Here is a 24,012-nt window from a genome sequence, read left to right on the forward strand (position 1 = left end):
TTAAGCCACCGACGTTTCTGCTGTCTCAGCTTTTGGTTCTGCTTCAAGCGTCATGTTGGTTTCTACACCATGCATCCATGATACAAGCTTACCAGCACAAAGAAGCAATAATACGCCACTAATTGTTGCTGTAATCGCGATACCACCAAAGATAGACATCGCGCCAAGTTCACCAACGTGAGAACCCACTAGGCCTGCTACGTAGTTTGCAACCGCATTGAAGCCGAACCAAGCACCCATCATTAGTGATGCTAAACGAAGTGGAGCTAGCTTAGTGACCAACGACAGGCCAATAGGCGATAGACAAAGCTCACCAAGGGTATGGAAGAAGAATGCACCTACTAGCCATAACATCGATGTTTTCACTGTTAGGTCGCCACCTTGTTCCATTACCGCACCCATCATGCACACAAAGCCAAGTGCTAAGAAGAACAACGCCATCGCAAATTTAACCGGTGAGTTGGGTTCACGCTTACCTAGTTTCACCCAAAACGCAGCGATGATCGGTGCAAGTGTAATGATGAAGAATGGGTTCAGAGATTGGAACCAAGCAGCAGGAACTTCAAAACCACCAATCATACGGTCAGTATATTGTTGAGTGTAGATGTTCATTAGGCCGCCAGCTTGTTCAAAGCCAGCCCAGAAAACGATTACGAACAGACCCATAATCAGAATAACTTTTAGTCTGTCGAATTCTTCTTTAGTCAGTGGCGCTTTCTCTTTCGATTTGTTCAGCTCTTTTGCTCGAGCAGCCGCAGGTACAGAACCGATGTTGCCTAACCAAGATTGAGCCATCGTCATCTGCATGATCAAGCTAATAACCATACCAATACCAGCAGCCAAGAAACCTGCTTTCCAGCCGAATGAATCGACTGCTGCACCCGAAATTAAGCCACCAAGTAGTGCGCCTAAGTTGATGCCCATGTAGAAAATGGTGAAAGCACCATCACGGCGGTTATCACCTTCCTGGTACAAGTCGCCAACCATGGTCGAGATGTTTGGCTTAAACATACCGTTACCACTGATAAGCAGTGCTAAACCAAGGTACAGAGCGTTGACTTGGTCTAAGCCAATAAAACCGTTAGGTAGGGCAAGTGTGAATTGGCCTAGAGCCATTAATACACCACCAATCAGGATCGATTTACGTTGTCCTAGGTAGTTATCGGCAATCCAGCCACCAATTAATGGTGTGATGTAGACTAAACCCGTGTAGATCCCGTAGAGATCGAGTGCGTCTTTTGTTGACCAACCAAGGCCACCATTAAGGGTGGTATCAGTTAAGAATAAAACAAGAATTGCACGCATTGCATAGTAGGAGAAACGTTCCCATAGCTCTGTGCTAAATAGTAGAAATAGGCCTCTAGGGTGGCCAAAGATGTTGTGGTTGCTTGGCATAAGTTTTACTAATTTTAGGTATTAAAAGATTTTATAGTCATTCATGTATACACAGTGGGATAAAAGTCTGCAATAGACGTATTTTATGGTTACGATAACTTGATTTGGTTAAGTTGTTGATATTAATAGTATTTGTTTTTAATGTTGCCCATTTAGGATGTGCTGCAAACTAATTTTCCAGATTTGAGCTGGTTGGTTAATAACCGTTTTAAATGATCTGTTAAATAAAAATGTTTAGATGTATTTGTCTATTGTATCATTTTGGGTTTAAATGGAATGGTGTTCCAGTTTGAGTGCGGCATACATATGCTTACAACAATGAGTCTTTTGATCTTTAAATGATCCTTGTACAATGCTTAACCACTTTCGATTCCTATAACTTTTTGTTGATAAATTGGTCTGCTACGCATTATTTCTTGTTAGTAACGACTCATTTTATGAATGGCGATTTAACCGTTTTAGGCATGTGGTAAAATATCTAAAAATATGACATGGCTAGTTAAATGAAACGTTGGTATTTGCTTTACTGTAAGCGTGGTGATCAAAAACGCGCTCAGCAGCACTTAGAGAATCAAGGGGTAGAGTGCTTTTACCCTCAAATAGAAGTCGAAAAGGTGGTGAGAGGGAAAGAAAAGCAGGTCAAAGAACCGCTGTTTCCGTCTTACATCTTTGTTCGCTTCGATTATGAGCAAGGTCCTAGCTTCACGACCGTTCGTTCAACACGTGGCGTTGTGGACTTTATTAAGTTCGGTGCTCGGCCGCACGAGGTCCAAGGAGACTTAGTGTTTGAGCTCAAAGAGTTCGAGAAGTGCTGCAGCATAGAAACTGAAGATTGTTGTGTTGAGTTTGAATCTGGGCAGGTAGTTAAGATTCAGAGTGGCCAGTTTGCTGGGGTTGAAGCTATTTTCGATCAGAAAGACGGTGAGGCTCGATCGATTATGCTGGTGAAAATGATCAGCCAAGTGGTTCCAATCAGTATTGAGAACGAAGCACTACAAGCTCGCGCATAACTGCAGTAATAAAAATAGGCTTAAAACAAAAGGCGCATAATGCGCCTTTTTTAGTCTTTAGGATTTGTTCAAAACGCTCTAAGCGTTGTAAGCATCGTTGTGAACGGCTTGTACTGCACGTCCAGATGGGTCGACACAGTTTTTGAATGACTCATCCCACTCAATCGCTTTCGCTGATGAACAAGCAACTGAAGGACCACCAGGCACACATTCTGCCGCTGATTCTAGAGGGAATAGCTCCTCAAAGATTTCACGGTAAGCATAACCTTCTTTGGTTGTTGGCGTGTTGTAAGGGAAACGGAACTTAGCAGCTTCCATTTGTTGATCCGTTACTTTTGCTTCAGCCGTTGCTTTCAATGTATCAATCCAATCGTAGCCAACACCATCAGAGAACTGCTCTTTTTGACGCCATGCGATTGAATCTGGTAGGTAGTCTTCAAAACACTCACGCAGGATGTGCTTCTCCATCTTACCGTTACCACACATCTTATCTTCAGGGTTCAGACGCATTGCGACATCGATGAACTCTTTATCCAAGAATGGTACACGGCCTTCAACCCCCCATGCCGCTAGCGATTTGTTTGCACGAGCACAGTCGAACATGCTTAGAGCAAGCAGCTTACGTACTGTCTCTTCGTGGAACTCTTTCGCGTTTGGCGCTTTATGGAAGTAAAGGTAGCCACCAAAGATTTCATCAGCACCTTCACCAGACAGTACCATTTTGATGCCCATTGCTTTGATCTTACGAGCAAGCAAGTACATTGGCGTTGATGCACGAATCGTCGTTACATCGTAAGTCTCGATGTGGTAGATAACATCACGGATGGCATCTAAGCCTTCCTGAATAGTGTAAGTCATCTCGTGGTGAACAGTACCGATCTTGTCCGCAACTTCACGAGCAGCGATAAGATCTGGCGCGCCTTCAAGGCCAACAGCGAATGAGTGCAGTTGTGGCCACCAAGCTTCAGATTGCTCATCATCTTCGATACGCATCGCAGCAAAGCGTTTAGCAACGGCAGAAGTAATTGATGAATCAAGGCCACCAGATAGAAGTACACCGTAAGGAACGTCAGTCATTAGTTGACGTTTAACAGCTGCTTCTAGCGCCTCAGTCAGTTCTTCTTTGCTTGTGCTGTTACCTTGTACTGCAGCGTACTCGTTCCAATCGCGGATGTAGTAGCGTTGAGGTTCTGCATCTTTCGAAGAGTAGAAGCTACCAGGAGGGAATTCACTGATCGTTTTACATACTTCAACCAATGCTTTCATCTCTGAAGCAACGTAGTAGTTGCCGTGCTCATCGTAACCTTGGTAAAGCGGGATAATACCAATATGGTCGCGGCCCACTAGGTACTCGTCTTTCTCTTCGTCGTATAAAACGAATGCGAAAATACCGTTAAGTTCTTCTAGAAGGTCTGCACCCATCTCTTGGTAAAGCGCTAGGATAACTTCACAGTCAGAATCAGTCTGGAACTGGTACTTATCTTCATAGCGTGCGCGAAGTTCTTTGTGGTTATAAATTTCACCGTTCACTGCAAGAATGTGCTTTTTGTCTTGGCTGTATAGTGGTTGAGCACCACTGTTCAAGCCAACAATAGCAAGACGTTCATGAGCAAGGATTGCTTTTTCACCTGCATAGATACCAGACCAGTCCGGACCACGGTGACGAAGCTTTTTAGACATTTCTAAAGCAATAGGGCGAAGTGCTGCGGCATCACTTTTAATGTCGAGAATGCCAAATACTGAACACATAGAACTTCCTTTTAAATAATTTCCAAATCAACTGCATTCAATTTGCCATTCTGGCTAAAAAAAGCAACCGGATATGAGCAAAAAAATAATATAAAGGGTGTTATGTTAGAAATTATCTAATTTTTATGTGTTTTTGATGTGTGACGTTTAATTGCGGTTGGTTTTTTAAACAAAAACCTCTCAAAAGTGCGAAAAATAGGCAGTTTTGAGAGGTTTAGTTGAATACAGTTTAATGCTAGATTTTATTGATATTTGGATTTAACTGCTCGCAAACGTGGCGAGCAAAACCACTACCAGCCTCGCTGTAAATGTTAAATGCCGCATCAACGCCATTCTCTTTCAGTGTTTCGAGCTGATCTGGATATTCAGCAATAGCCGCAATCTGGCCTTTAAAGTTACGTGACTTCAGTTGTTCTAAAGCGGTTTGATTACCTTGGTGGTGAGGCATTGCCAAAATTACCAGTTTTACGTTTGCTGTATCTAAGATTCGTTCCCAAAAATCTGGGTCTGTCGCATCGCCAGAAATCACGTTTCTGCCATGGCTTCGGTGGTTGTGCGCGGCTTCTTCACGAACTTCGACCCCTAGGCTGACTTTACCATAGCGAGAACGTAATTCGTCATAAGCACCAGTACCAATTCGGCCCATACCAAGAATAAGTACTTGGGCACGACCTGGGTCAATTCGCTTATCACGTCGGTGAAGCTTTTCTGACGCATGCTCTTTCAGCCATTTACCTGACTGCTGATAGAGTTTGTGACCTGCTCGGTTTAAAGGTGCAGCGATTAAGAATGACAGTGAAACCGCAATGGCGACGGCAACTAAGATATCACCAGACATCCAACCCATCTTGAAGGCGAGGCCACCAACGATGAGGCCAAATTCGCTGTAATTAAATAGTGATAGAGAGGCGAGTAGAGATGTTCGAACACGGAACTTGAAACGGTTAAGCACTAAGAAGTAGAGAACCCCTTTCACTGGCAGCATCAGTAAGAACAAAACTGCAAGCATAAAGCCTTGAATGGTTGGTTGCTCTGACAAACCAATGTTCAAGAAGAAACAGACAAGGAAAAGTTCTTTAAGGTTAAACAGCGATTTTGATAATTCTGAGGCTTTTGGGTGACCAGCCAGTAACATACCTAGAACAAGAGCACCCAGGTCTGGTTTAACACCAACCAAATGGAATAAACCAGCACCGACGACTAATGCGAAGAAGATGCCGGATAGAACTAGCATCTCACCATGACCAACCCAATCGAGCACTTTGTAGAACAGTGGACGTAATAAGGGCAGGGCAAATAGAGCAATCGCATACCACTCAGGTATTTTGCCCGTAGAAGCCGTTAGGAATACTACGGCGAAGATATCCTGCATGACCAAGATACCAATCGCCAACGTTCCGTAGGTCGCATTCATTTCGCCTTTCTCTTGCAGAGTCTTAACCGCAAATACGGTACTAGAGAATGAAAGAGCAAAACCGAGCAGAACGATCTGTTCTACCGACATGGCGGCTAGCGATGAAATACCTAAGAATTTAAAACCAAACAGGGCGACGGCGAAAAACAGAGTGGATAAAAGGTTGTGGATTGTCGCGCCAGCCCAGATCTCCTTAGAGAGTAGGGTTTTTATGTCGAGTTTTAAGCCGATAGTAAATAGAAGCAGCGTGACACCAAGGTCAGCCAAAGTAATGATGGTGTCATTGGTTTCAAAGCCAAAGGCAAAAAGCCCAAAGCCTGCAACCAAAAAACCAACTAATGGGGGAAGGTGACACTTTAAAGCAATAAATCCTGCGATAAACGCAGTGGATATTAATATAAGTTCCATAACTTGTTGTTGTAGTTCCCTAGCTTAAAAAAACGGGCCGTGTTCATACAAACACGGCCCGCGGAAAATCAGAATTGTTTTTCTTTAGTCTTCGAGAAGCTTTTGAAGCAACACACCGTTGAGCATAGCGCGCTTGATCATTGCAAAAGCTCCCATCGTAGGATGTTTATCGATCTGTGATGCTACAATAGGCAAGCCGCTATGGAAAGTCGTTAACGACTGATTCTCTACATTGCGCTTAATTGCAGGGAAAACAATCTCTTGTGCCTTGGTAATATCACCGGCAATGATAACTTTCTGAGGGTTAAATAAGTTAATCGTCATCGCGATAGCTTTACCTAACTGGTTTCCTACTCGAACTAAGCTTTGCTTGGCTAGTTCGTCACCATTGATCGCGTGATCACAAACATCTTGGATCGTAATTCGTTCAAGCTCTGTTAAAGAAGACTCGTAGCCTTGCTTAATCAGCTTCTGCACTCGCTCAACGATAGCTGGGTTTGCGGCTACGGTTTCAAGGCAGCCGAAGTTACCACATTGGCACTGCTCGCCTAGCGGATCAATTTGGATGTGACCAATTTCACCGACGTTACGGTTATGGCCTAAGAAAACTTGACCATTAACGATAATACCTGCACCTGTACCACGGTGAACACTGACCAAAATAGAATCTTGACTGTCTTTACTTGCTCCGAAGTAGTGCTCAGCAAGCGCCATTCCTCGAACATCATTCCCAACAAAACAAGCGACATGGAATGTGTCGCGAATAATATCGCTTAATGCGAGGTTATCGATGTCTGTGTTTGGCATGTACTCAACGACACCTGTCGTCGGGTTAACCAAGCCTGGAAGAGTGACACCAATGGCAATCAGTTGGTCGATCTTTGGTTGATGTTCAGCAATGAAAGCCTTCAAGTTATTGACCAAGCCTTGAGTAAGGTCTGATTGGTCGGAATAATTCAGGTCTTGCTGCTGGAAAGCCAACTCACGACCACCAAGGTCATGCAGGCTTATTTGAATATAGTCTCGGCCTAAGCGCACAGCGACAGAATGAAAAGGCTCTACTTCTGTGGTCAGGGAGATAGCGCGTCTACCGCCAGTAGACGCTTGCTGCGCGACCTCTTTAATTAGGCCGCGCTCTAAAAGTTGGCGGGTAATTTTTGTAACACTTGCCGGTGCGAGTTGGCTTACATCAGCCACTTGTATACGACTGATAGGCCCTTGTTGGTCTATTAGTCGGTATACCGCCGCACTGTTTAGTTGTTTAACTAAGTCTACGTTACCTATTTGTCCGCCATTCATACTTAATTGTGCTCGTATTGTCCGTTAACAACAGTCGCTTTAACGTTAAAATCTCGGTCAAATACAGCTAGGTTTGCAACCATGCCTTTTTTGATTCGACCTAGCTTGGTTTCTACACCGATAGCCGTAGCTGGGTATAGCGTAGCCATGCGAAGAGCTTCGTCTAAAGCGATACCAGCGTGCTCAACTGTATTCTGAACTGCTTCAATCATAGTCAGAGCCGAGCCGCCCAGTGTGCCGTTTTCATCAACACACTTACCATCTCGGTAATATACTTTCTTACCGACAAAAATAAAGTATTCCATGTCAGCACCTGCAGGAGCTGTGGCATCCGTCACTAATACCAACTTTTCTCCCTTGATTTTATGCGCAATTCTGATGTTTGCGTAATCAACGTGGAAACCGTCGGCAATGATGCCTGCGTACACCTCAGGTGTATCGTAAATCGCGCCAACCACACCAGGTTCACGACCAACCATAGGTGTCATTGCATTGAATAGATGCGTTGCAAACGTGATTCCCGATTCAAAACCTTGACGCGCTTCTGCGTAAGTTGCGTTGGTGTGACCAATAGAAACAACTACGCCAGCTTTACGTAGACGCTCGATGTGTTCTGGGTCGTTAAGCTCAGGAGCTAGTGTTACTTTCGCAACAAGGTCACTGTTCTCACAGATAAGCTCGATCATTTCGCTATCAGATTTGCGGATGTGATCGACGCTGTGGATGCCTTTTTTTGCAACGTTTAGGTACGGACCTTCAAGGTGCAGGCCTAAAGATTGGTTTTGGTATTGGTTGTGGTACTCGCGAGCTGCTGTGATAACGGCACGCATGTCTTCATCTGATGAAGTGATTAGCGTTGGAAGGAAGCTAGTACAGCCAGATTTAAGGTTTGCTTCGTGCATGATCTGCATGGTTTCTGCAGTGATCTCATCATTAAGCATTACACCGCCACAACCATTCAGTTGTAGATCAATGAAACCCGGGCTTAGGTTTGCTCCGTCTAGGTCGCGAACCTCGATTCCTTCTGGCAATTCAGAGATAGGACAAACTTTTTTGATCAGTTCGTTTTCAATTACAACAGCATGATCGGTTAGAACATCACTACCAGTGTAAATTTTACAGTTACTTAGCGCGTACATAGTCAGCTAATCCTTATTTCTTGAGATCTTTTAAATTCGTTCGTTACCTAAATGCGGACTTAGTTTGCGAGCATCATTTACGTAACGATTTATCTTTTATGGGCAAACGGCTCCAAAGTGGGAGTCTACTTAAGTTGTTGAAAAACAAATGAACAATCAGTCTTTATTATACATTTAGGTTCATTGTTAATGGTTATTCATACGGCAATGCAAGCCCAGAGATACCATCTTTTTGCCTAATGAGTAGATTTGGATTTTATCTATAAATGTTCATTTTTTTGAATGATAAAATAAGTTTTATGATCTCGCTAGCAAAAACCTCTGGATTTGGTAAAAACTGGTGATTACGATCACAAATGGTAAGGTTTTAATTTGCGGAGCAAAATTAATTGAATACACTGAATAGGACTAAATTGAGCGACTAAAATAAGTTTCTCAAACGAATTCTAAAAAATCCTATAGGGGGAAACAACTGGTGAATATTCTAGGATATGCACAGAAGCTTGGTAAGGCGTTAATGCTACCAATCGCAACGCTTCCGATTGCGGCGCTTCTTTTACGTTTAGGTCAAGGCGATCTACTTGATATTCCATTCATGGCGCAAGCTGGTGGTGCTATCTTCGGTAACCTACCATTGCTATTTGGTCTAGGTATCGCGATTGGTCTTTCTAAAGACGGTAACGGCGCAGCAGGTCTTGCTGGTGCAGTTGCTTACTTCGTACTAACAGCGACAGCAACGACAATTAACGCAGACGTTAACATGTCATTCTTCGGCGGTATCTTCGCTGGTATCATCGCAGGTCACTCTTACAACGCTTTCCACGCGACACGCCTTCCAGAGTGGCTGGCTTTCTTCGCGGGTAAACGTTTAGTACCTATCATGGCCGGTCTATTTGCACTTGTTGCAGGTGCTGTGTCTGGTGTGGTTTGGCCTGGTGTTCAATCTGGTCTAGACGCACTTGCTCACGCAGTATCAACGTCTGGCGCTATCGGCCAATTCGTTTACGGTACTCTTAACCGTGCACTTATCCCTGTAGGTCTACACCATGTATTGAACTCATATTTCTGGTTCGGTATGGGTACATGTCAAGAAATCATCGTTGCTGGTCAAGGCGCATTCGCTAATATCACTCAACTTTGTGTTGACCCAGCACTGGCTAAAACTCTAGTTGTTGGCCAAGAGCACACATTCACATTCGCTAACTCTGTAACTCCAGAAATCACTACTGTAGTTAAAGAAGTGACTGAAACTGTTAAATCTGGTGACCTACACCGTTTCTTCGGCGGTGATAAAGGCGCTGGCGTATTCATGAACGGTTTCTTCCCTGTAATGATGTTCGGTCTACCAGGCGCTGCACTTGCAATGTACCTAGCTGCTCCTGCTGAAAAACGTAGCCAAGTTGGTGGCGCACTATTCTCAGTTGCATTCTGTTCATTCCTAACAGGTATCACAGAGCCGCTAGAATTCATGTTCGTATTCCTAGCTCCTGCTCTATACGCAATGCACGCCGTATTTACAGGTCTGTCTCTAGTAGTTGCTAACATGTTTGGTACTCTGCACGGTTTCGGTTTCTCTGCTGGTCTTATCGACTTCGTATTGAACTGGGGTCTAGCAACTAAACCATTCGTACTACTACTAATCGGTCTTGGCTTCGGTGCTCTATACTTCTTCACTTTCTCTTTCGCAATCCGCGCTTTCAACTTGAAATCGCCAGGTCGTGAAGATGATGACGAAGCTGTTGCAGCTCCTGCTGGCGACGCACCAAAGGGCGACCTGGCACGTCAATACCTGAAAGCTCTAGGTGGTCACGACAACCTAACTTCAATCGACGCTTGTATCACTCGTCTACGTCTAACCCTTAAAGACCGCTCTGTTGCTGATGAAGTTGTTCTTAAGAAACTAGGTGCTAAAGGTGTGGTAAAACTAGGTGAAAACAACCTACAGGTTATCCTAGGCCCACTAGCTGAAATCGTAGCTGGCGAAATGAAAGCTATCGGTGCAGGTGAAGACCTATCTGATGTAAAACTTCCATAGTCAGGGAAGTACTTAACTGAGCTGTAATTAATACTCTCAAGTAAGTGTCAAATTGAAAGCCTCCCACATGGGAGGCTTTTTTGTGCCTACGATCTAAGAGTAACGAACGCGGTTCGTTCTATTCTTCATCGAATAGCAGAAATAATCGCAATTAAGGGACGGTTCTTATTGTGCAAAGGCAAAGAATTGTGGATGATTAGCAACAATGATCTTTCTATCTTTGACCGGTGCTCTAACCGACCGTTTCTTTGAGATGAAAGGTAACTTTCTCTGACAATACTAAATACATAGAGGTGCTATAGATGAGTGAAGCTGAGGCTCGTCCATCGAATTTCATTCGCCAAATTATTGATAAAGATTTAGCGGATGGTACACACAGTAGCGTGCATACTCGTTTCCCGCCGGAACCAAATGGCTACCTGCATATTGGTCACGCTAAATCTATTTGCTTGAACTTTGGTATTGCTCAGGACTACCAGGGACAATGTAATCTTCGTTTCGATGATACAAACCCTGAAAAAGAAGACGTTGAATACGTTGAGTCAATTAAGAATGATGTAAGCTGGTTAGGCTTCGAATGGTCTGGTGATATTTGTTACTCATCAAACTACTTCGATACGCTTTACGCTTATGCTGTGGAATTAATTAATAAAGGCTTAGCGTATGTTGACGAGCTAAGTCCTGATCAAATCCGTGAGTACCGTGGCACGCTAAAAGAGCCAGGTAAAGCGAGCCCATACCGTGATCGTAGCCCTGAAGAAAACCTAGCGCTATTTGAAAAAATGCGTGACGGTGGCTTTGAAGAAGGTAAAGCGTGTCTGCGTGCTAAGATCGACATGAGTTCTTCATTCATGGTTATGCGCGATCCTGTTATCTATCGTGTTCGTTTTGCTCACCACCATCAAACTGCTGACAAGTGGTGCATTTACCCAATGTACGACTTTACTCACTGTATCTCTGATGCGCTGGAAGGTATTACGCACTCTATCTGTACGCTTGAATTCCAAGATAACCGTCGTTTGTACGATTGGGTTCTAGATAACATCACGATTGATTGCCAACCTCGTCAGTACGAGTTTAGCCGCCTGAATCTTGAATACACAGTGATGTCTAAGCGTAAGCTGAACCAACTTGTGGTTGAAAATCTCGTTCAAGGTTGGGATGACCCACGTATGCCTACTATTTCTGGCCTGCGTCGTCGTGGTTTTACTTCAAGCTCAATTCGTGAATTCTGTAAGCGTATTGGCGTGACTAAGCAAGAGAACATGATTGAATTCGGTTCACTTGAATCTTGCATCCGTGATGATCTGAACGAAAATGCACCTCGTGCAATGGCTGTTCTGGATCCAGTTAAGATCGTTATTGAAAACTACGAAGCCGATGCAGTAGAAACGCTAACTGTTGCAAACCACCCAAACAAGCCAGAAATGGGCACTCGTGAAGTACCATTTACACGTGAAGTTTGGATTGAACGTGATGACTTCCGTGAAGAAGCAAACAAGAAGTACAAGCGTTTGGTTCTAGGTAAAGAAGTTCGTTTACGTGGCGCTTACGTGATCAAAGCTGAGCGTATCGAAAAAGATGCAGAAGGCAACATTACCACTATCTTCTGTTCTTACGATAACGAAACACTGGGTAAGAACCCTGCAGATGGCCGCAAAGTGAAAGGTGTTATCCACTGGGTATCTGCTGATAAAGCGCTGCCTGCTGAGATTCGTTTGTACGATCGTCTATTCACAGTGGCAAACCCAGCCGCTGCTGATGACTTCGCTGCAACGCTAAACCCTGAATCACTTGTTACGCTAAACGGTTTTGTTGAACCTAGCTTAGCAGAAGGTGTTGCAGAGCAAGCGTACCAGTTTGAACGTACAGGTTACTTCTGTGTGGATTCGAAAGACTCTAAAGCAGGTGCATTAGTCTTCAACCGAACGGTTGGTCTACGTGACACTTGGGGTAAAACTGAAGCTTAATGCTTGAGTACTTAGTTTGTTAAAAGCGATCCAATAAAAAACCGGCTTAGAGCCGGTTTTTTTGTGTCTGAATAATGCGTGGATCTAAAGAATAATCTAGCGGACTTTCAGCCCTATATAAAAAACGCTGGCCTAAGCCAGCGTTCTATATTACTTCTTCGCTTTATGTGCGTCTGGATTGCCTTTGCAATCTCCGCTAATGCTTTTGCCGTATAAGTATAAACTGTGGTTTGTCAGTTGCACATTGTAACGCTGAGCAATCTCTTTTTGTCTTTCTTCGATGATGTCATCAGAGAATTCGATCACTTCACCACAGTCTAAACACACAAGGTGGTCGTGGTGGTGCTGTGTAGAAAGTTCAAATACAGACTTGCCGCCTTCGAAGTGGTGGCGAGTTACAATGCCAGCGTCGTCGAATTGGTTAAGTACTCGATAAACGGTTGCAAGACCGATTTCTTCACCTAGGTCAATCAGCTTCTTATATAAATCTTCAGCACTAATATGTTGGCAGTCTGGCTGTTGTAATACTTCTAAAATTTTGAGCCGTGGAAGGGTCACTTTAAGACCTGCATCTTTTAGCGCTTGATTATTGTCTGACATATACTTTCCTGTTGATGATCTGCAGCAATTAACAGAATTCAATATTAATACCATTATAGTTTAGTCAGACATAACAATAAACCACGAACTTCAAAGGGTTACTTACTGACATCACAATCTGTTTTGTAAATTGGAAGTATCTCACTTATAGTGGAGGTACGACCAGTCAAGGTGACGGTGTTTCTGATATGAACATGGAATGTTGTTATGAATAAGCAACTCGCAAAAATATATAAACCCAACATTGTAAAATTTGCTCTCAATATCTGGCCTCCTTTTTGGGGCTCGGGAATTCGAATAGCCCACATTAGCGCTGACTTTAGGGTTGTTAAGACGGTACTTAAGCTACGTTGGTGGAATAAGAACGCCAATCGTACTCAATATGGCGGTAGTATCTTCTCTCTTACTGACCCCGTTTACTCTTTGATGTTAATGGGAATTTTAGGGGAGCGGTATTATGTTTGGGATAAAGAGGCGAGTATTAACTTTATCAAGCCGGGCCAATCCGACTTGTATGCAGATTTTGAGATAAGCCAGGGGCAACTTGATGATATTTATCGTCAGACGCAGCTTGGTGAAAAGTGTTTCCCTGAGTTTATTATCCACGTGAAAGATAAGCAGGGGAATGTGGTTTCAGAAATTCAGCGTACCCTCTATGTAAGAAAGAAGCCGCAATTTAGAGATGATGACGAAGCATTAGAAGCTGAGTGTTAATGAATAGATTTTAAATAGCAAAAAACCTCCGATAAGGAGGTTTTTTCATATTTATATAATGGTTATTAATTGTAACAATTAATAACCAGCAGAGAATTAGTCTTCTAGCTCTGCTAGGCACATTTCTTCATGGATTTGTTTAACCCAATTAGATACGCGCTCATCAGTTAGCTCAGGTTGACGGTCTTCGTCGATACATAGACCAACAAATTGGCTGTCATCGCCTTCAACTAAACCTTTTGATGCTTCGAATTCGTAGCCTTCAGTTGATGTGTGACCTAGGATAGTACCGCCTTTCGCTTCAACGATGTCACGGATAGTACCCATAGCATCACAGAAGTATTCTGCGTAATCTTCTTGATCGCCACAACCAAAGATTGCAACAAGTTTAGTTGAGAAATCAATAGCTTCTAGCTCTGGGAAAAAGTCATCCCAATCACATTGTGCTTCGCCGTAGTACCACGTAGGGATACCAAGCAGCAGTAGATCGAAGTTATCGATATCTTCTTTGCTGCTTTTTGCAATGTCTTGAACGTGAACGAGCTGTTTGCTCAATTGCTTTTGAATCATCTTAGCAACAGCTTCAGTGTTACCTGTATCGCTACCAAAGAAGAGACCTACACTTGCCATAGAATCATTACCTTTCATTTTGTCTGTTGTCGGTGTAATAAAGTTCGGAAGAGAATCGTTAGATCCCAGTTCCTTCCCAGCTTAGTTGGATTATCCCTTTGGCGATAAAACCCGCACAGCCAAGGAAAAGTACTAACCACACAATGCGACGACCAAATGCAGGAACATTTCCCTGCTTGAGAACGTCCTTAATTGCCATACCGATTAAAAAGAAAATCGCGGCAAACAGGAGATCTAAACCAACAGATTCGATGATGTTCATGTAGTCGTAAAGCATGGGAACCTTATATACCAATTTTGCTTGGGCGCACTATATCACTGTTGTGAGATAAAGTTAATCTGCAGTAATTACACAGCTCTCATTTATCTGCACGAAAAGAGTAGCTAAGCGATGAATTTTCTAATTGCTCTAAGCACTTCTGCTGGTTTTTCAGCATGCAGCCAGTGACCCGTATTGGCAATGACATGTGCCTTTGCGTTAGAAAACTGCTGCTGAACGGCCGTTTGATGCTCAGCTGTGAGGTAATCTGAGTCACCACCCTTTATTAGCAAGGTTTTGACCGAGGTTTTATCAATCGGTTCCCAACCAATAATTTGTGGGTAGTTGTTGAATAGCGAGGCAACGTTGAAACGCCATTCCATGATGCCTTGTTCAGATTTGAACAAAGATTTCGTTAAGAACTGGCGAACGCCATCAATCTCGATGTATCTTGCGAGGATTTTTAGCGCATCTGTGCGTGAGGTTGGCTTTTCTTCAATCACGGCTTGTAGACCGGCGAATACGTTGTCGTGTCGACTTTGAGTGTACGCGACCGGTGCCATATCCAAGACAATCAATTTTTGCAGCGCAAGGTGTTGTGTTAGTGCCATCGCCACTTTGCCACCCATAGAGTGACCAATCACGGTGACATCTTCTAAATCAAGATCATTCAGCAGTTGAGCTACATCTTGTGCCATTGCTTGATAATTATGAGAGTCGCAATGGAAGGATTGACCGTGGTTGCGTAGATCGATACTAAGCACTTTATGATCGGCTTTTAGATCCCTAGCGAGCAAGCCAAGGTTGTCCAGATTACCGAATAATCCATGGATCAAAACAATGGTGTGACCCTCACCTTCAATTTTATAGTTGAGCTGTACTGACATTTTTATCTTATTCATGGTGGGTTTGACGTAGAGTATCCGCGCGGATCTCGCTATAATCCCCCAGAGTTTAAACATTGAGATTGTGAAAAGCGAATGAAAACAATTGAGGTTGATGAGGACCTATACCGTTTTATTGCGGGTCAGACAGAACGTATTGGCGAAAGCGCTTCAGATATTCTGCGCCGCTTGTTACAGGTTGATAGCCAAGGCATGGCTCCGATCGAAGAGATCGTCGAGCCTAAAGGTATCGTTGTTAGCAAAGAGGTAGGCTTTACTCCAGAGAAGTTCGATGGCGTTAAAGAAATGCGCTCACTACTAATATCAGATGAGTTTGCATCACTAAAGAAAGCCATTGATCGCTTCATGCTTGTGTTATCAACACTGCATAAAATCGACCCTTTAAGCTTTTCAGAAGCAACTCAAGTAAAAGGCCGTAAGCGCGTTTACTTTGCAGACAATGAAGCTACGTTGCTAGCAAACGGCAACACGACGAAGCCTAAAGCTATTCCACAAAGTCCTTTTTGGGTTATTACTAATAACAATACAAGCCGAAAAAGACAGATGGTTGAGCAGCTTATGAGCCGCATGAATTTCCAAGCAGAATTGATAGAAAAAGTAACAGGTTCAATTTAACGAAATCTGATTTAAACCTCATAATATCCATGGATAAGAAGATATTATGAGGTTTTTTTGTTTTTAAATTTTATATATAAGGATGTCGAAAAATGGCTATGCACCCTCGTGCTGGGCAGAAAGCTCAGCAGGAAGATCTTCATAATATCCCGGCTTTAGTTGCGAACTATTTCTTACAGCAACCGGATGCTACTAACCCAGATCACAAAGTACTTTTCGGTACTTCAGGTCACCGCGGTACAGCAGACAAATCAACATTTAACGAAAACCACATTCTAGCGATTGCACAAGCGGTTGCTGAGGTTCGTGCCGAACAAGGTACAACTGGCCCTCTTTTCTTAGGTAAAGATACTCACGCTCTGTCTGAGCCTGCGTTCTCTACGGTTATCGAAGTGCTTGTAGCGAACGGTGTTGAAGTTATTATTCAAGAAAACAATGGCTTTACTCCAACACCTGGTATCTCGCACGCGATTCTTACTCACAACCTAGTGAATGACAAAAAAGCCGACGGCATTGTTATCACGCCTTCGCATAACCCACCTCAAGACGGCGGTATCAAATACAACCCGACGCACGGTGGCCCGGCTGAAGCTGAACTTACTCAAGCGATTGAAGACCGTGCGAACGTGATTATTGCTGAGCAAATGCAAGGTGTTAAGCGTACTCCTATCGCACAAGCTAAACAGTCTGATCTAGTAAAAGAAGTCGACTTAGTTGCGCCATACGTCGCTGATTTGATTAACGTCGTGGATATGGAAGCGATCCAGAAAGCAAACATCAAAATTGGTGTTGATCCACTGGGTGGCAGCGGTATCGATTACTGGCGTCAAATTGGTAAAGCGTACAACCTAGATCTTACTTTGGTAAGTGAAGCGGTTGACCCATCTTTCCAGTTCATGTCTTTAGATAAAGACGGTGTGGTTCGTATGGACTGTTCCTCTCCATACGCGATGGCTGGCTTACTGGCTCTTAAAGACGAGTATGCACTGGCGTTTGGTAACGACCCTGATTACGATCGCCACGGCATTGTTACGCCAAAAGGCCTAATGAATCCAAACCACTTCCTAGCAGTTTGTATCGACTACCTATACCGCAACCGCGAAGGTTGGGGTAAAGACGTTGCTGTTGGTAAAACACTAGTATCAAGCGCATTGATTGACCGCGTTGTTGCTGACCTAGGTCGCGAACTTTGTGAAGTGCCAGTTGGTTTCAAATGGTTCGTTGATGGCTTGTACAACGGTCAGTTTGGTTTCGGCGGTGAAGAGAGTGCGGGTGCGTCTTTCTTACGTAAAGACGGGACGCCTTGGTCAACAGATAAAGATGGTCTAATTCTTTGCCTACTTGCGGCTGAGATCACTGCGGTAACGAGTAAGAATCCACAAGAATACTACGAAGAGCTTGCTGCTAAACACGGCGAATCTAAGTACAACCGAATTCAAGCGGTGGCAAATGGTGCGCAAAAAGATGTGCTTAAAAAGCTATCTCCAGAGATGGTTTCTGCTGAGACACTGGCTGGTGATGCAATTACTGCACGCTTAACACACGCTCCAGGTAACGGTGCTGCGATTGGTGGCCTGAAAGTGACAACTGAAAACGGTTGGTTTGCAGCTCGTCCATCAGGCACGGAAGACATCTACAAGATCTACTGTGAAAGCTTTAAAGGTGAAGAGCACCTAAAAGCAATTGAAGCAGAAGCTCAAGAGATTGTTAACCAAGTATTTGCAGCCGCTGGCCTATAATCCAATACGATTCATAGCGTTATCAAGCAAATAGTAGAAGGGTTGATGTGAAAGCATCAGCCCTTTTTATTTGTCTGTAAGTAAGTAAGTAAGTAAGTAAGTAAGTGGCTAAGACTAAGTCAACTCAATGGTTGAATGGATTAGCCGTGTGGCCAACTTTGTGGCATCACAAACCAGAATTGCCCCGACTTGGTTTGCCCATGGACGAAGCGATCACCAAACTCGGTGATAGGCTGACTGTTGAAATCATCCGTCCCGGCCGCCCATTGTTCTTTGGTGAGAGGGTAGAGCGCTTCAGTGATTAGATGAGCTTGGTCTTGATAGCACCAAAAACCGTTTACTTGGCTTGGGTTAATGTCGTAACCCAAACATTCAGTAGGTACTTTTTGATCTAAGAATGGGTTGGTGTATAGACGACCTTGCATAAGTAAGTGCTTTGAGTCGACATTGATCTCTGGATATTGCTCAATAAACGCTGCAGAAGAGGACATTGCCAACTGGTGGCTGAGCATTCTGTCGAGTTTCTTATCCAATTGGTCGTGAGAGTTGGGTCCAAACCATGTCTGTTCGTGGAGCAGGTAAAACTTAATCGCCACTTCCCAATGTTCCAGCTTTTGGTTGCTCCCTTCTTCAAGAATAAAGTCGATTGCACCGAGAGTTCTGCCTTCCACATTGATCTGAATCTCATCGTGCTTAATCGAGTAATTCGGTGAGGCAGTGATCACTTGTTCGCATAGATGTTGATAGAGGAAACCTAATCTAGGATTACCATCATAAGTATGTGATGAGTCGATGGCATGGTGGCTAGAGAATACCCCGAGATCAGAAATGGGTGGCTTAATTTCCAGTAGCGGCGGTGAGCCAATCATCCATTGGTAAAAACGTTGCAGTTCAGTCATCGGTTCCTCGTAAACTTTAGTCATCTGTTCTTAATAAACAGAGGGCAGGGCTTTCGACATTCTACCCGTAAATTGATATAACGACGTTATTATAAAGGTAAGCTGGAAATAAAAATGAATAACTTACAATTAGAAAAGCTACTTAACGAAAAACTGCAGCCACAGCAGATTAAAGATTACTGTCCAAACGGTCTTCAAGTTGAAGGCAATGCTGAAGTAAAACGCATCATTACTGGCGTGACGGCTTCTCAGGCTTTGATTAATAAAGCAGTCGAGCTAAAGGCTGATGCTTTGTTAGTTCATCATGGGTTCTTTTGGAAAGGTGAGCCAGAAGCCATTCGCGGGATGAAAGGTAAGCGTATTCGCACATTGATCAAAAACGATATCAATCTGTTAGGTTACCACCTTCCTCTTGATATCCACCCTGAGCTTGGTAATAACGCGAAACTGGCCGAGTTACTTGAGATTGAAGTCGAAGGCGGTTTGGAAGGGCACCCACAATCGGTTGCTATGTTTGGCAAACTAAAAACACCAATGACAGGTGAAGAGTTTGCCGTAAAAATTGACCAAGCTCTGAATCGCAAACCACTGCATATCGCTCCAGAAAACCAAAACAAAACGATTACGACTGTCGGTTGGTGTACTGGTGGTGGCCAAGACTACATTGAGCTAGCTGCTTCTCAAGGTATTGATGCATTTATCTCTGGTGAGATTTCAGAACGTACAACTTACTCAGCACGCGAGCAAGACATTCATTATTTTGCTGCTGGCCACCATGCCACTGAACGCTACGGTGTGAAGGCGCTAGGTGAATGGTTAGCGGAAGAGCATGGCTTGGATGTTGAATTTATCGATATCGACAACCCAGTTTAAGAACAAATGCTATCTCCTCGTTGACTGAGATCCCCAACTCACTCGTTCTTTGTTCTTGAGGATGACAGAGTAGCGAGCATATAAAAGAAAAGGGTTGATGCTTTCGCATCAACCCTTTTTAACAATTGTACTTTAATCGCAACTATTCACGTTCGTGAAGTGCTTTAAAGTCACGTTGCTCTTCACCAGTGTATAGCTGACGAGGACGACCGATACGGTTCGTTGGGTCGCTGTGCATTTCGTTCCAGTGTGCAATCCAACCGATAGTACGAGACATCGCGAAGATTACTGTGAACATTGATACAGGAATGCCGATAGCTTTCAGAATGATACCTGAGTAGAAATCTACGTTCGGATATAGCTTCTTAGACACAAAGTATTCATCAGATAGGGCGATACGCTCAAGTTCCATTGCTACGTCAAGTAGTGGATCTTGGATGTTTAGCTCTTTAAGTACTTCGTGACACGCTTCGCGCATTACTGTTGCACGTGGATCGTAGTTCTTGTAAACGCGGTGACCGAAGCCCATCAAACGGAATGGGTCATCTTTGTCTTTCGCTTTTGCAACATACTCTTCGATGTTATCTACGCTACCGATCTCTTCAAGCATACGTAGACATGCTTCGTTTGCACCACCGTGAGCTGGGCCCCAAAGTGACGCGATGCCTGCTGCGATACACGCAAACGGGTTAGCACCAGATGAACCAGCAAGACGAACTGTAGACGTTGAAGCGTTTTGTTCGTGATCAGCGTGTAGAGTAAAGATTTTATCCATTGCACGAGCAACGATAGGGTTCACTTCGTACTCTTCACATGGGTTTGCAAACATCATGTGTAAGAAGTTTTCAGCGTAGCCTAGGTCGTTACGTGGGTAGATAAACGGCTGACCGATTGAATATTTGTAACACATTGCTGCCAGTGTCGGCATTTTTGAAATCAGGCGGTAAGCCGCAATTTCACGGTGTGTATCGTTGTTGATATCAAGTGAGTCGTGGTAGAACGCTGCTAGAGCGCCTACAACACCACACATTACAGCCATAGGGTGAGCATCACGACGGAAGCCGTGGAAGAAACTAGCAATCTGCTCATGCACCATAGTGTGACGTGTCACGGTAGTCTTGAACTTTTCGTATTCAGCTCGAGATGGGGCTTCACCGTAAAGAAGTATGTAACATACCTCTAAGTAATCAGCGTTATTGGCAAGTTGGTCAATTGGATAACCACGATGTAAAAGAATACCTTTTCCACCGTCAATAAAAGTGATTTGAGACTCACAAGATGCAGTGGCAAGAAAACCAGGGTCAAAAGTGAAAAAACCATTAGAACCTAGTGTACGAACATCGATCACTGGAGTACCAAGTACACCTTCTGTAATCGGCAGCTCGATTGGCGCTTGACCTTCAATGTGAAGGGTAGCTTTCTTATCCGCCATAACAATCTCCTTTGTTTATTATTAATCCGTCCAGGATGTTTATGTGCCATTTTTTTACTGGTCTTACGTGGGAAAGTCAATTTTTCTACAGCTTTGTGTGCACTTGTTAGTGTTTTTTACATTAAATTCGTTAAAAATCTGGTCTGTGTAGCATTATTTGTTACATCAATTGTATTAGAATGTTGCCAGCCGTATAGTGGCGCTGAAAAGTTTGGTTAAAACCTTATAAATGCAAGGCTAAGAAGAAATGTGAGGTGTCTTTCTTAATCGAGCAGTTAACAATTATTTTACAATTATCTAAGGCTCAACTTCGGTTATTTGTTAAGTTAATGTTAAATTTTGAAGGTTAGCAATCAAATTTTGTCCATAACAATATCATAAGGTTATTTAATGACCATAATGCTCAATGGAGCTGAGTGAGCAAGCCCGTGAAAGAAAGAAAGACAAGACCTGTTAATTTAGATTTACAGACCATCCACTTTCCAATCACAGCAATAGCTTCCATCCTACACCGTGTGTCTGGGGTGATAACTTTTGTCGCGATTGGAATTTTGCTTTGGTTACTATCCATTTCCCTCTCATCCCCAGTAGGCTTTATGGAAGCTAGCGACATTGTCGATGGTTTCTTCGTGAAGTTTATTCTGTGGGGCATTTTAACCGCTTTGGCTTACCACATTGCTGGTGGTATTCGTCACCTTCTTATGGACTTAGGTCACTTTGAAGAGCTGGAATCTGGCGCTAAGAGCGCTAAGGTTGCATTCGCAGCAACAGCGGTATTGTCTCTACTAGCGGGGATCTTAGTATGGTAAACAACGTTTCTACTTTTGGTCGTAATGGTGTTCATGATTATCTACTGATTCGTGCAACTGCCATCATTATGACGCTTTACACTATTTACCTAGTTAGCTTCTGTGCTTTCTCTGGTGATATCTCTTACGCATCTTGGACGCAATTCTTTGGTGGAACCTTCACTAAAGTCTTCACCATGTTAGCGCTTACTTCTGTTTTGGTTCACGCGTGGATCGGCCTATGGCAAGTACTAACTGACTACATCAAATGCGCAAAACTGCGTGTTGGTCTTCAAGTCGGTGTTGTTGCAGTTCTTCTTGGATATTTCTTCTCTGGTCTGTTTATTTTGTGGGGTGCGTAAGTGACTATTCCTGTTCGTGAGTTTGATGCCGTAGTTATCGGCGCTGGTGGTGCAGGTATGCGTGCCGCACTGCAAATTTCTGAGCAAGGCCTTTCTTGTGCATTGCTTTCTAAAGTTTTCCCTACTCGTTCTCATACGGTTTCAGCGCAAGGCGGCATCACTGTTGCTCTTGGTAACGCGCATGAAGACCATTGGGAACAACATATGTATGACACAGTAAAAGGTTCTGATTACATCGGCGACCAAGACGCTATCGAATACATGTGTAAAAACGGTCCTGAGTCGGTAATCGAACTTGAAAAAATGGGCCTACCTTTCTCTCGTTTTGAGAACGGTACTATTTACCAGCGTCCTTTCGGTGGTCAATCTAAAAACTTTGGTGGTGAGCAAGCGGCTCGCACCGCAGCTGCAGCTGACCGTACTGGTCACGCACTGCTTCATACGCTTTACCAACAAAACATTAAACACAAAACGACGGTTTTCTCTGAATGGTATGCACTGGATCTTGTGAAGAACGAAGATGGTGCAATCTTAGGTACAACCGCGCTTTGTATGGAAACTGGCGAAGTTTGCTACTTCAAAGCGAAGGCAACAATCCTTGCTACTGGTGGTGCTGGTCGTATCTACGCTTCGACAACTAACGCACACATTAACACTGGTGACGGTGTTGGTATGGCGATTCGTGCTGGCGTTCCAATGCAAGACATCGAAATGTGGCAGTTCCACCCAACGGGTATCGCTGGCGCAGGTGTATTGGTAACGGAAGGTTGTCGTGGTGAAGGTGGTTACCTTCTCAATAAAGACGGCGAACGCTTCATGGAACGTTACGCACCAAATGCTAAAGACTTAGCGGGTCGTGATGTTGTTGCACGTTCAATGATGGTTGAAATCCGTGAAGGTCGCGGTTGCGATGGCCCTTGGGGTCCACACATCAAGCTGAAGCTTGATCACCTAGGTAAAGAGACACTTGAATCTCGTCTTCCTGGTGTATGTGAACTGTCTCGTACCTTTGCTCACGTTGATCCAGTAAAAGAGCCAATCCCAGTAATCCCAACATGTCACTACATGATGGGTGGTGTTCCAACACAAGTTTCTGGTCAAGCTATTAAGCAAACTGAAGATGGCACCGATGTTGAAATCCAAGGTCTATTTGCTTGTGGCGAAATCGCATCAGTATCAGTACACGGTGCCAACCGTCTAGGTGGTAACTCACTACTTGATTTGGTGGTATTTGGTCGTGCAACAGGTCTACACCTAGGTGAGACTCTGAAGAAGCAAGACGAAGCGAAACCAGCAACTGAAGCAGACATCGAGCGTTCTCTAGAGCGTTACAACCGTTGGGAAAACAGTACTGACGGTGAAGATCCAGCGCAAATCCGTAAAGATCTTCAACAATGTATGCAGAATAACTTCTCAGTATTCCGTGAAGGCAAAGCAATGGCTGAAGGCCTAGAAGAGCTTAAAGCGATTCGCGAGCGTCTGAAGAATGCACACCTATCTGATAAGTCTACAGAGTTCAACACTCAACGTATCGAGTGTCTAGAGCTTGAAAACTTGATGGAAACGGCATTCGCAACGGCTGTTGCTGCAAACTTCCGTACAGAGAGCCGTGGCGCACACGCTCGATTCGATTTCCCTGACCGTGATGATGAGCAATGGCTATGCCACTCACTTTACAACCCAGAGTCAGAGAGCATGACTAAGCGTGGTGTAAACATGGAGCCTATCCATCGTGAAGCGTTCCCACCAAAAGCACGTACGTACTAAGGAGATATGA

The 24,012-nt window shown here is 43.9% G+C and carries 21 protein-coding genes; 10 read left to right on the forward strand and 11 right to left on the reverse strand.

What is annotated here, in order from left to right; translation table 11 throughout:
* A complete protein-coding gene (locus AB8613_RS12975) occupies positions 1-1,395 on the reverse strand; it encodes a peptide MFS transporter (protein ID WP_123311293.1) in 1,395 nt (464 codons plus the stop codon).
* 503 nt (positions 1,396-1,898) lie between these two features.
* Between AB8613_RS12975 and rfaH the strand changes: the two genes are divergently transcribed.
* Complete coding sequence (rfaH, locus tag AB8613_RS12980) at positions 1,899-2,405, forward strand: transcription/translation regulatory transformer protein RfaH (RefSeq protein ID WP_061019532.1); 507 nt, start codon at positions 1,899-1,901, stop codon at positions 2,403-2,405.
* Between the two features lie 78 nt (positions 2,406-2,483).
* Here rfaH and asnB read toward each other — a convergent pair whose 3' ends face one another.
* The 4 genes from asnB to nagA form a co-directional block, all read right to left on the reverse strand.
* On the reverse strand, positions 2,484-4,154 hold the full coding sequence (asnB, locus tag AB8613_RS12985; protein WP_017062196.1) for an asparagine synthase B: 1,671 nt from the start codon (positions 4,152-4,154) through the stop codon (positions 2,484-2,486).
* A gap of 235 nt (positions 4,155-4,389) precedes the next feature.
* Positions 4,390-5,976 carry a cation:proton antiporter family protein gene (locus AB8613_RS12990; RefSeq protein WP_086716115.1) on the reverse strand — a complete coding sequence of 529 codons (1,587 nt, stop codon included), beginning with the start codon at positions 5,974-5,976 and terminating at the stop codon, positions 4,390-4,392.
* 84 nt (positions 5,977-6,060) lie between these two features.
* The gene (locus AB8613_RS12995) at positions 6,061-7,275 is read right to left on the reverse strand and encodes an ROK family protein (protein ID WP_061019534.1); all 1,215 of its coding nucleotides are present in this window, start codon (positions 7,273-7,275) and stop codon (positions 6,061-6,063) included.
* Positions 7,276-7,277: 2 nt separating this feature from the next.
* Complete coding sequence (gene nagA / locus AB8613_RS13000; RefSeq protein ID WP_146490379.1) at positions 7,278-8,414, reverse strand: N-acetylglucosamine-6-phosphate deacetylase; 1,137 nt, start codon at positions 8,412-8,414, stop codon at positions 7,278-7,280.
* Between the two features lie 517 nt (positions 8,415-8,931).
* On the opposite strand from nagA, the gene nagE reads away from it, so the two are divergent.
* Positions 8,932-10,449 (forward strand): N-acetylglucosamine-specific PTS transporter subunit IIBC, encoded by a 1,518-nt coding sequence (nagE, locus tag AB8613_RS13005; protein WP_230682295.1) that lies wholly within the window; start codon positions 8,932-8,934, stop codon positions 10,447-10,449.
* Positions 10,450-10,751: 302 nt separating this feature from the next.
* On the forward strand, positions 10,752-12,419 hold the full coding sequence (gene glnS, locus AB8613_RS13010) for a glutamine--tRNA ligase (protein WP_146490378.1): 1,668 nt from the start codon (positions 10,752-10,754) through the stop codon (positions 12,417-12,419).
* A gap of 150 nt (positions 12,420-12,569) precedes the next feature.
* Here glnS and fcrX read toward each other — a convergent pair whose 3' ends face one another.
* Positions 12,570-13,019 (reverse strand): ferric iron uptake transcriptional regulator FcrX, encoded by a 450-nt coding sequence (gene fcrX, locus AB8613_RS13015; protein WP_048606469.1) that lies wholly within the window; start codon positions 13,017-13,019, stop codon positions 12,570-12,572.
* 207 nt (positions 13,020-13,226) lie between these two features.
* On the opposite strand from fcrX, the gene AB8613_RS13020 reads away from it, so the two are divergent.
* On the forward strand, positions 13,227-13,733 hold the full coding sequence (locus tag AB8613_RS13020) for a DUF4442 domain-containing protein (RefSeq protein WP_060982212.1): 507 nt from the start codon (positions 13,227-13,229) through the stop codon (positions 13,731-13,733).
* 96 nt (positions 13,734-13,829) lie between these two features.
* On the opposite strand, the gene fldA is transcribed toward AB8613_RS13020, so the two are convergent.
* From fldA to AB8613_RS13035, 3 genes are all read right to left on the reverse strand, one after another.
* Complete coding sequence (gene fldA, locus AB8613_RS13025) at positions 13,830-14,363, reverse strand: flavodoxin FldA (RefSeq protein ID WP_010436745.1); 534 nt, start codon at positions 14,361-14,363, stop codon at positions 13,830-13,832.
* A 58-nt stretch (positions 14,364-14,421) separates the two neighbouring features.
* Positions 14,422-14,640, reverse strand: coding sequence for a DUF2788 domain-containing protein (locus AB8613_RS13030; RefSeq protein ID WP_009847328.1), 219 nt, complete (start codon positions 14,638-14,640; stop codon positions 14,422-14,424).
* 107 nt (positions 14,641-14,747) lie between these two features.
* Positions 14,748-15,509 (reverse strand): alpha/beta fold hydrolase, encoded by a 762-nt coding sequence (locus AB8613_RS13035; protein ID WP_285954942.1) that lies wholly within the window; start codon positions 15,507-15,509, stop codon positions 14,748-14,750.
* A 93-nt stretch (positions 15,510-15,602) separates the two neighbouring features.
* On the opposite strand from AB8613_RS13035, the gene seqA reads away from it, so the two are divergent.
* Together seqA and pgm are read left to right on the forward strand one after the other, a co-directional pair.
* A complete protein-coding gene (seqA, locus tag AB8613_RS13040; RefSeq protein WP_017061953.1) occupies positions 15,603-16,142 on the forward strand; it encodes a replication initiation negative regulator SeqA in 540 nt (179 codons plus the stop codon).
* 92 nt (positions 16,143-16,234) lie between these two features.
* Positions 16,235-17,881, forward strand: coding sequence for a phosphoglucomutase (alpha-D-glucose-1,6-bisphosphate-dependent) (gene pgm / locus AB8613_RS13045; protein ID WP_372383923.1), 1,647 nt, complete (start codon positions 16,235-16,237; stop codon positions 17,879-17,881).
* A gap of 140 nt (positions 17,882-18,021) precedes the next feature.
* Here the strand turns inward: pgm and AB8613_RS13050 are convergent, their stop codons facing one another.
* On the reverse strand, positions 18,022-18,780 hold the full coding sequence (locus AB8613_RS13050) for a DUF1853 family protein (RefSeq protein ID WP_285954941.1): 759 nt from the start codon (positions 18,778-18,780) through the stop codon (positions 18,022-18,024).
* A gap of 114 nt (positions 18,781-18,894) precedes the next feature.
* Here AB8613_RS13050 and AB8613_RS13055 point away from each other — a divergent pair, with 114 nt between their 5' ends.
* A complete protein-coding gene (locus AB8613_RS13055) occupies positions 18,895-19,653 on the forward strand; it encodes a Nif3-like dinuclear metal center hexameric protein (protein WP_372383924.1) in 759 nt (252 codons plus the stop codon).
* Between the two features lie 142 nt (positions 19,654-19,795).
* Here the strand turns inward: AB8613_RS13055 and AB8613_RS13060 are convergent, their stop codons facing one another.
* On the reverse strand, positions 19,796-21,085 hold the full coding sequence (locus AB8613_RS13060) for a citrate synthase (RefSeq protein ID WP_017630646.1): 1,290 nt from the start codon (positions 21,083-21,085) through the stop codon (positions 19,796-19,798).
* A gap of 416 nt (positions 21,086-21,501) precedes the next feature.
* Here AB8613_RS13060 and sdhC point away from each other — a divergent pair, with 416 nt between their 5' ends.
* From sdhC to sdhA, 3 genes are read left to right on the forward strand one after another with little or no spacing between them, the layout of a single operon-like run.
* Entirely contained in the window at positions 21,502-21,894 is a 393-nt protein-coding gene (gene sdhC / locus AB8613_RS13065) for a succinate dehydrogenase cytochrome b556 subunit (protein WP_019820486.1), read from the forward strand.
* Entirely contained in the window at positions 21,888-22,235 is a 348-nt protein-coding gene (gene sdhD / locus AB8613_RS13070) for a succinate dehydrogenase, hydrophobic membrane anchor protein (RefSeq protein ID WP_010436768.1), read from the forward strand. Before sdhC ends, sdhD begins: the two co-directional genes overlap by 7 nt.
* A complete protein-coding gene (gene sdhA, locus AB8613_RS13075) occupies positions 22,236-24,002 on the forward strand; it encodes a succinate dehydrogenase flavoprotein subunit (RefSeq protein WP_019820485.1) in 1,767 nt (588 codons plus the stop codon).
* Positions 24,003-24,012 lie beyond the last annotated feature (10 nt).

It is taken from the genome of Vibrio sp. BS-M-Sm-2 (genome assembly GCF_041504345.1).
Classification (GTDB): domain Bacteria; phylum Pseudomonadota; class Gammaproteobacteria; order Enterobacterales; family Vibrionaceae; genus Vibrio; species Vibrio satsumensis.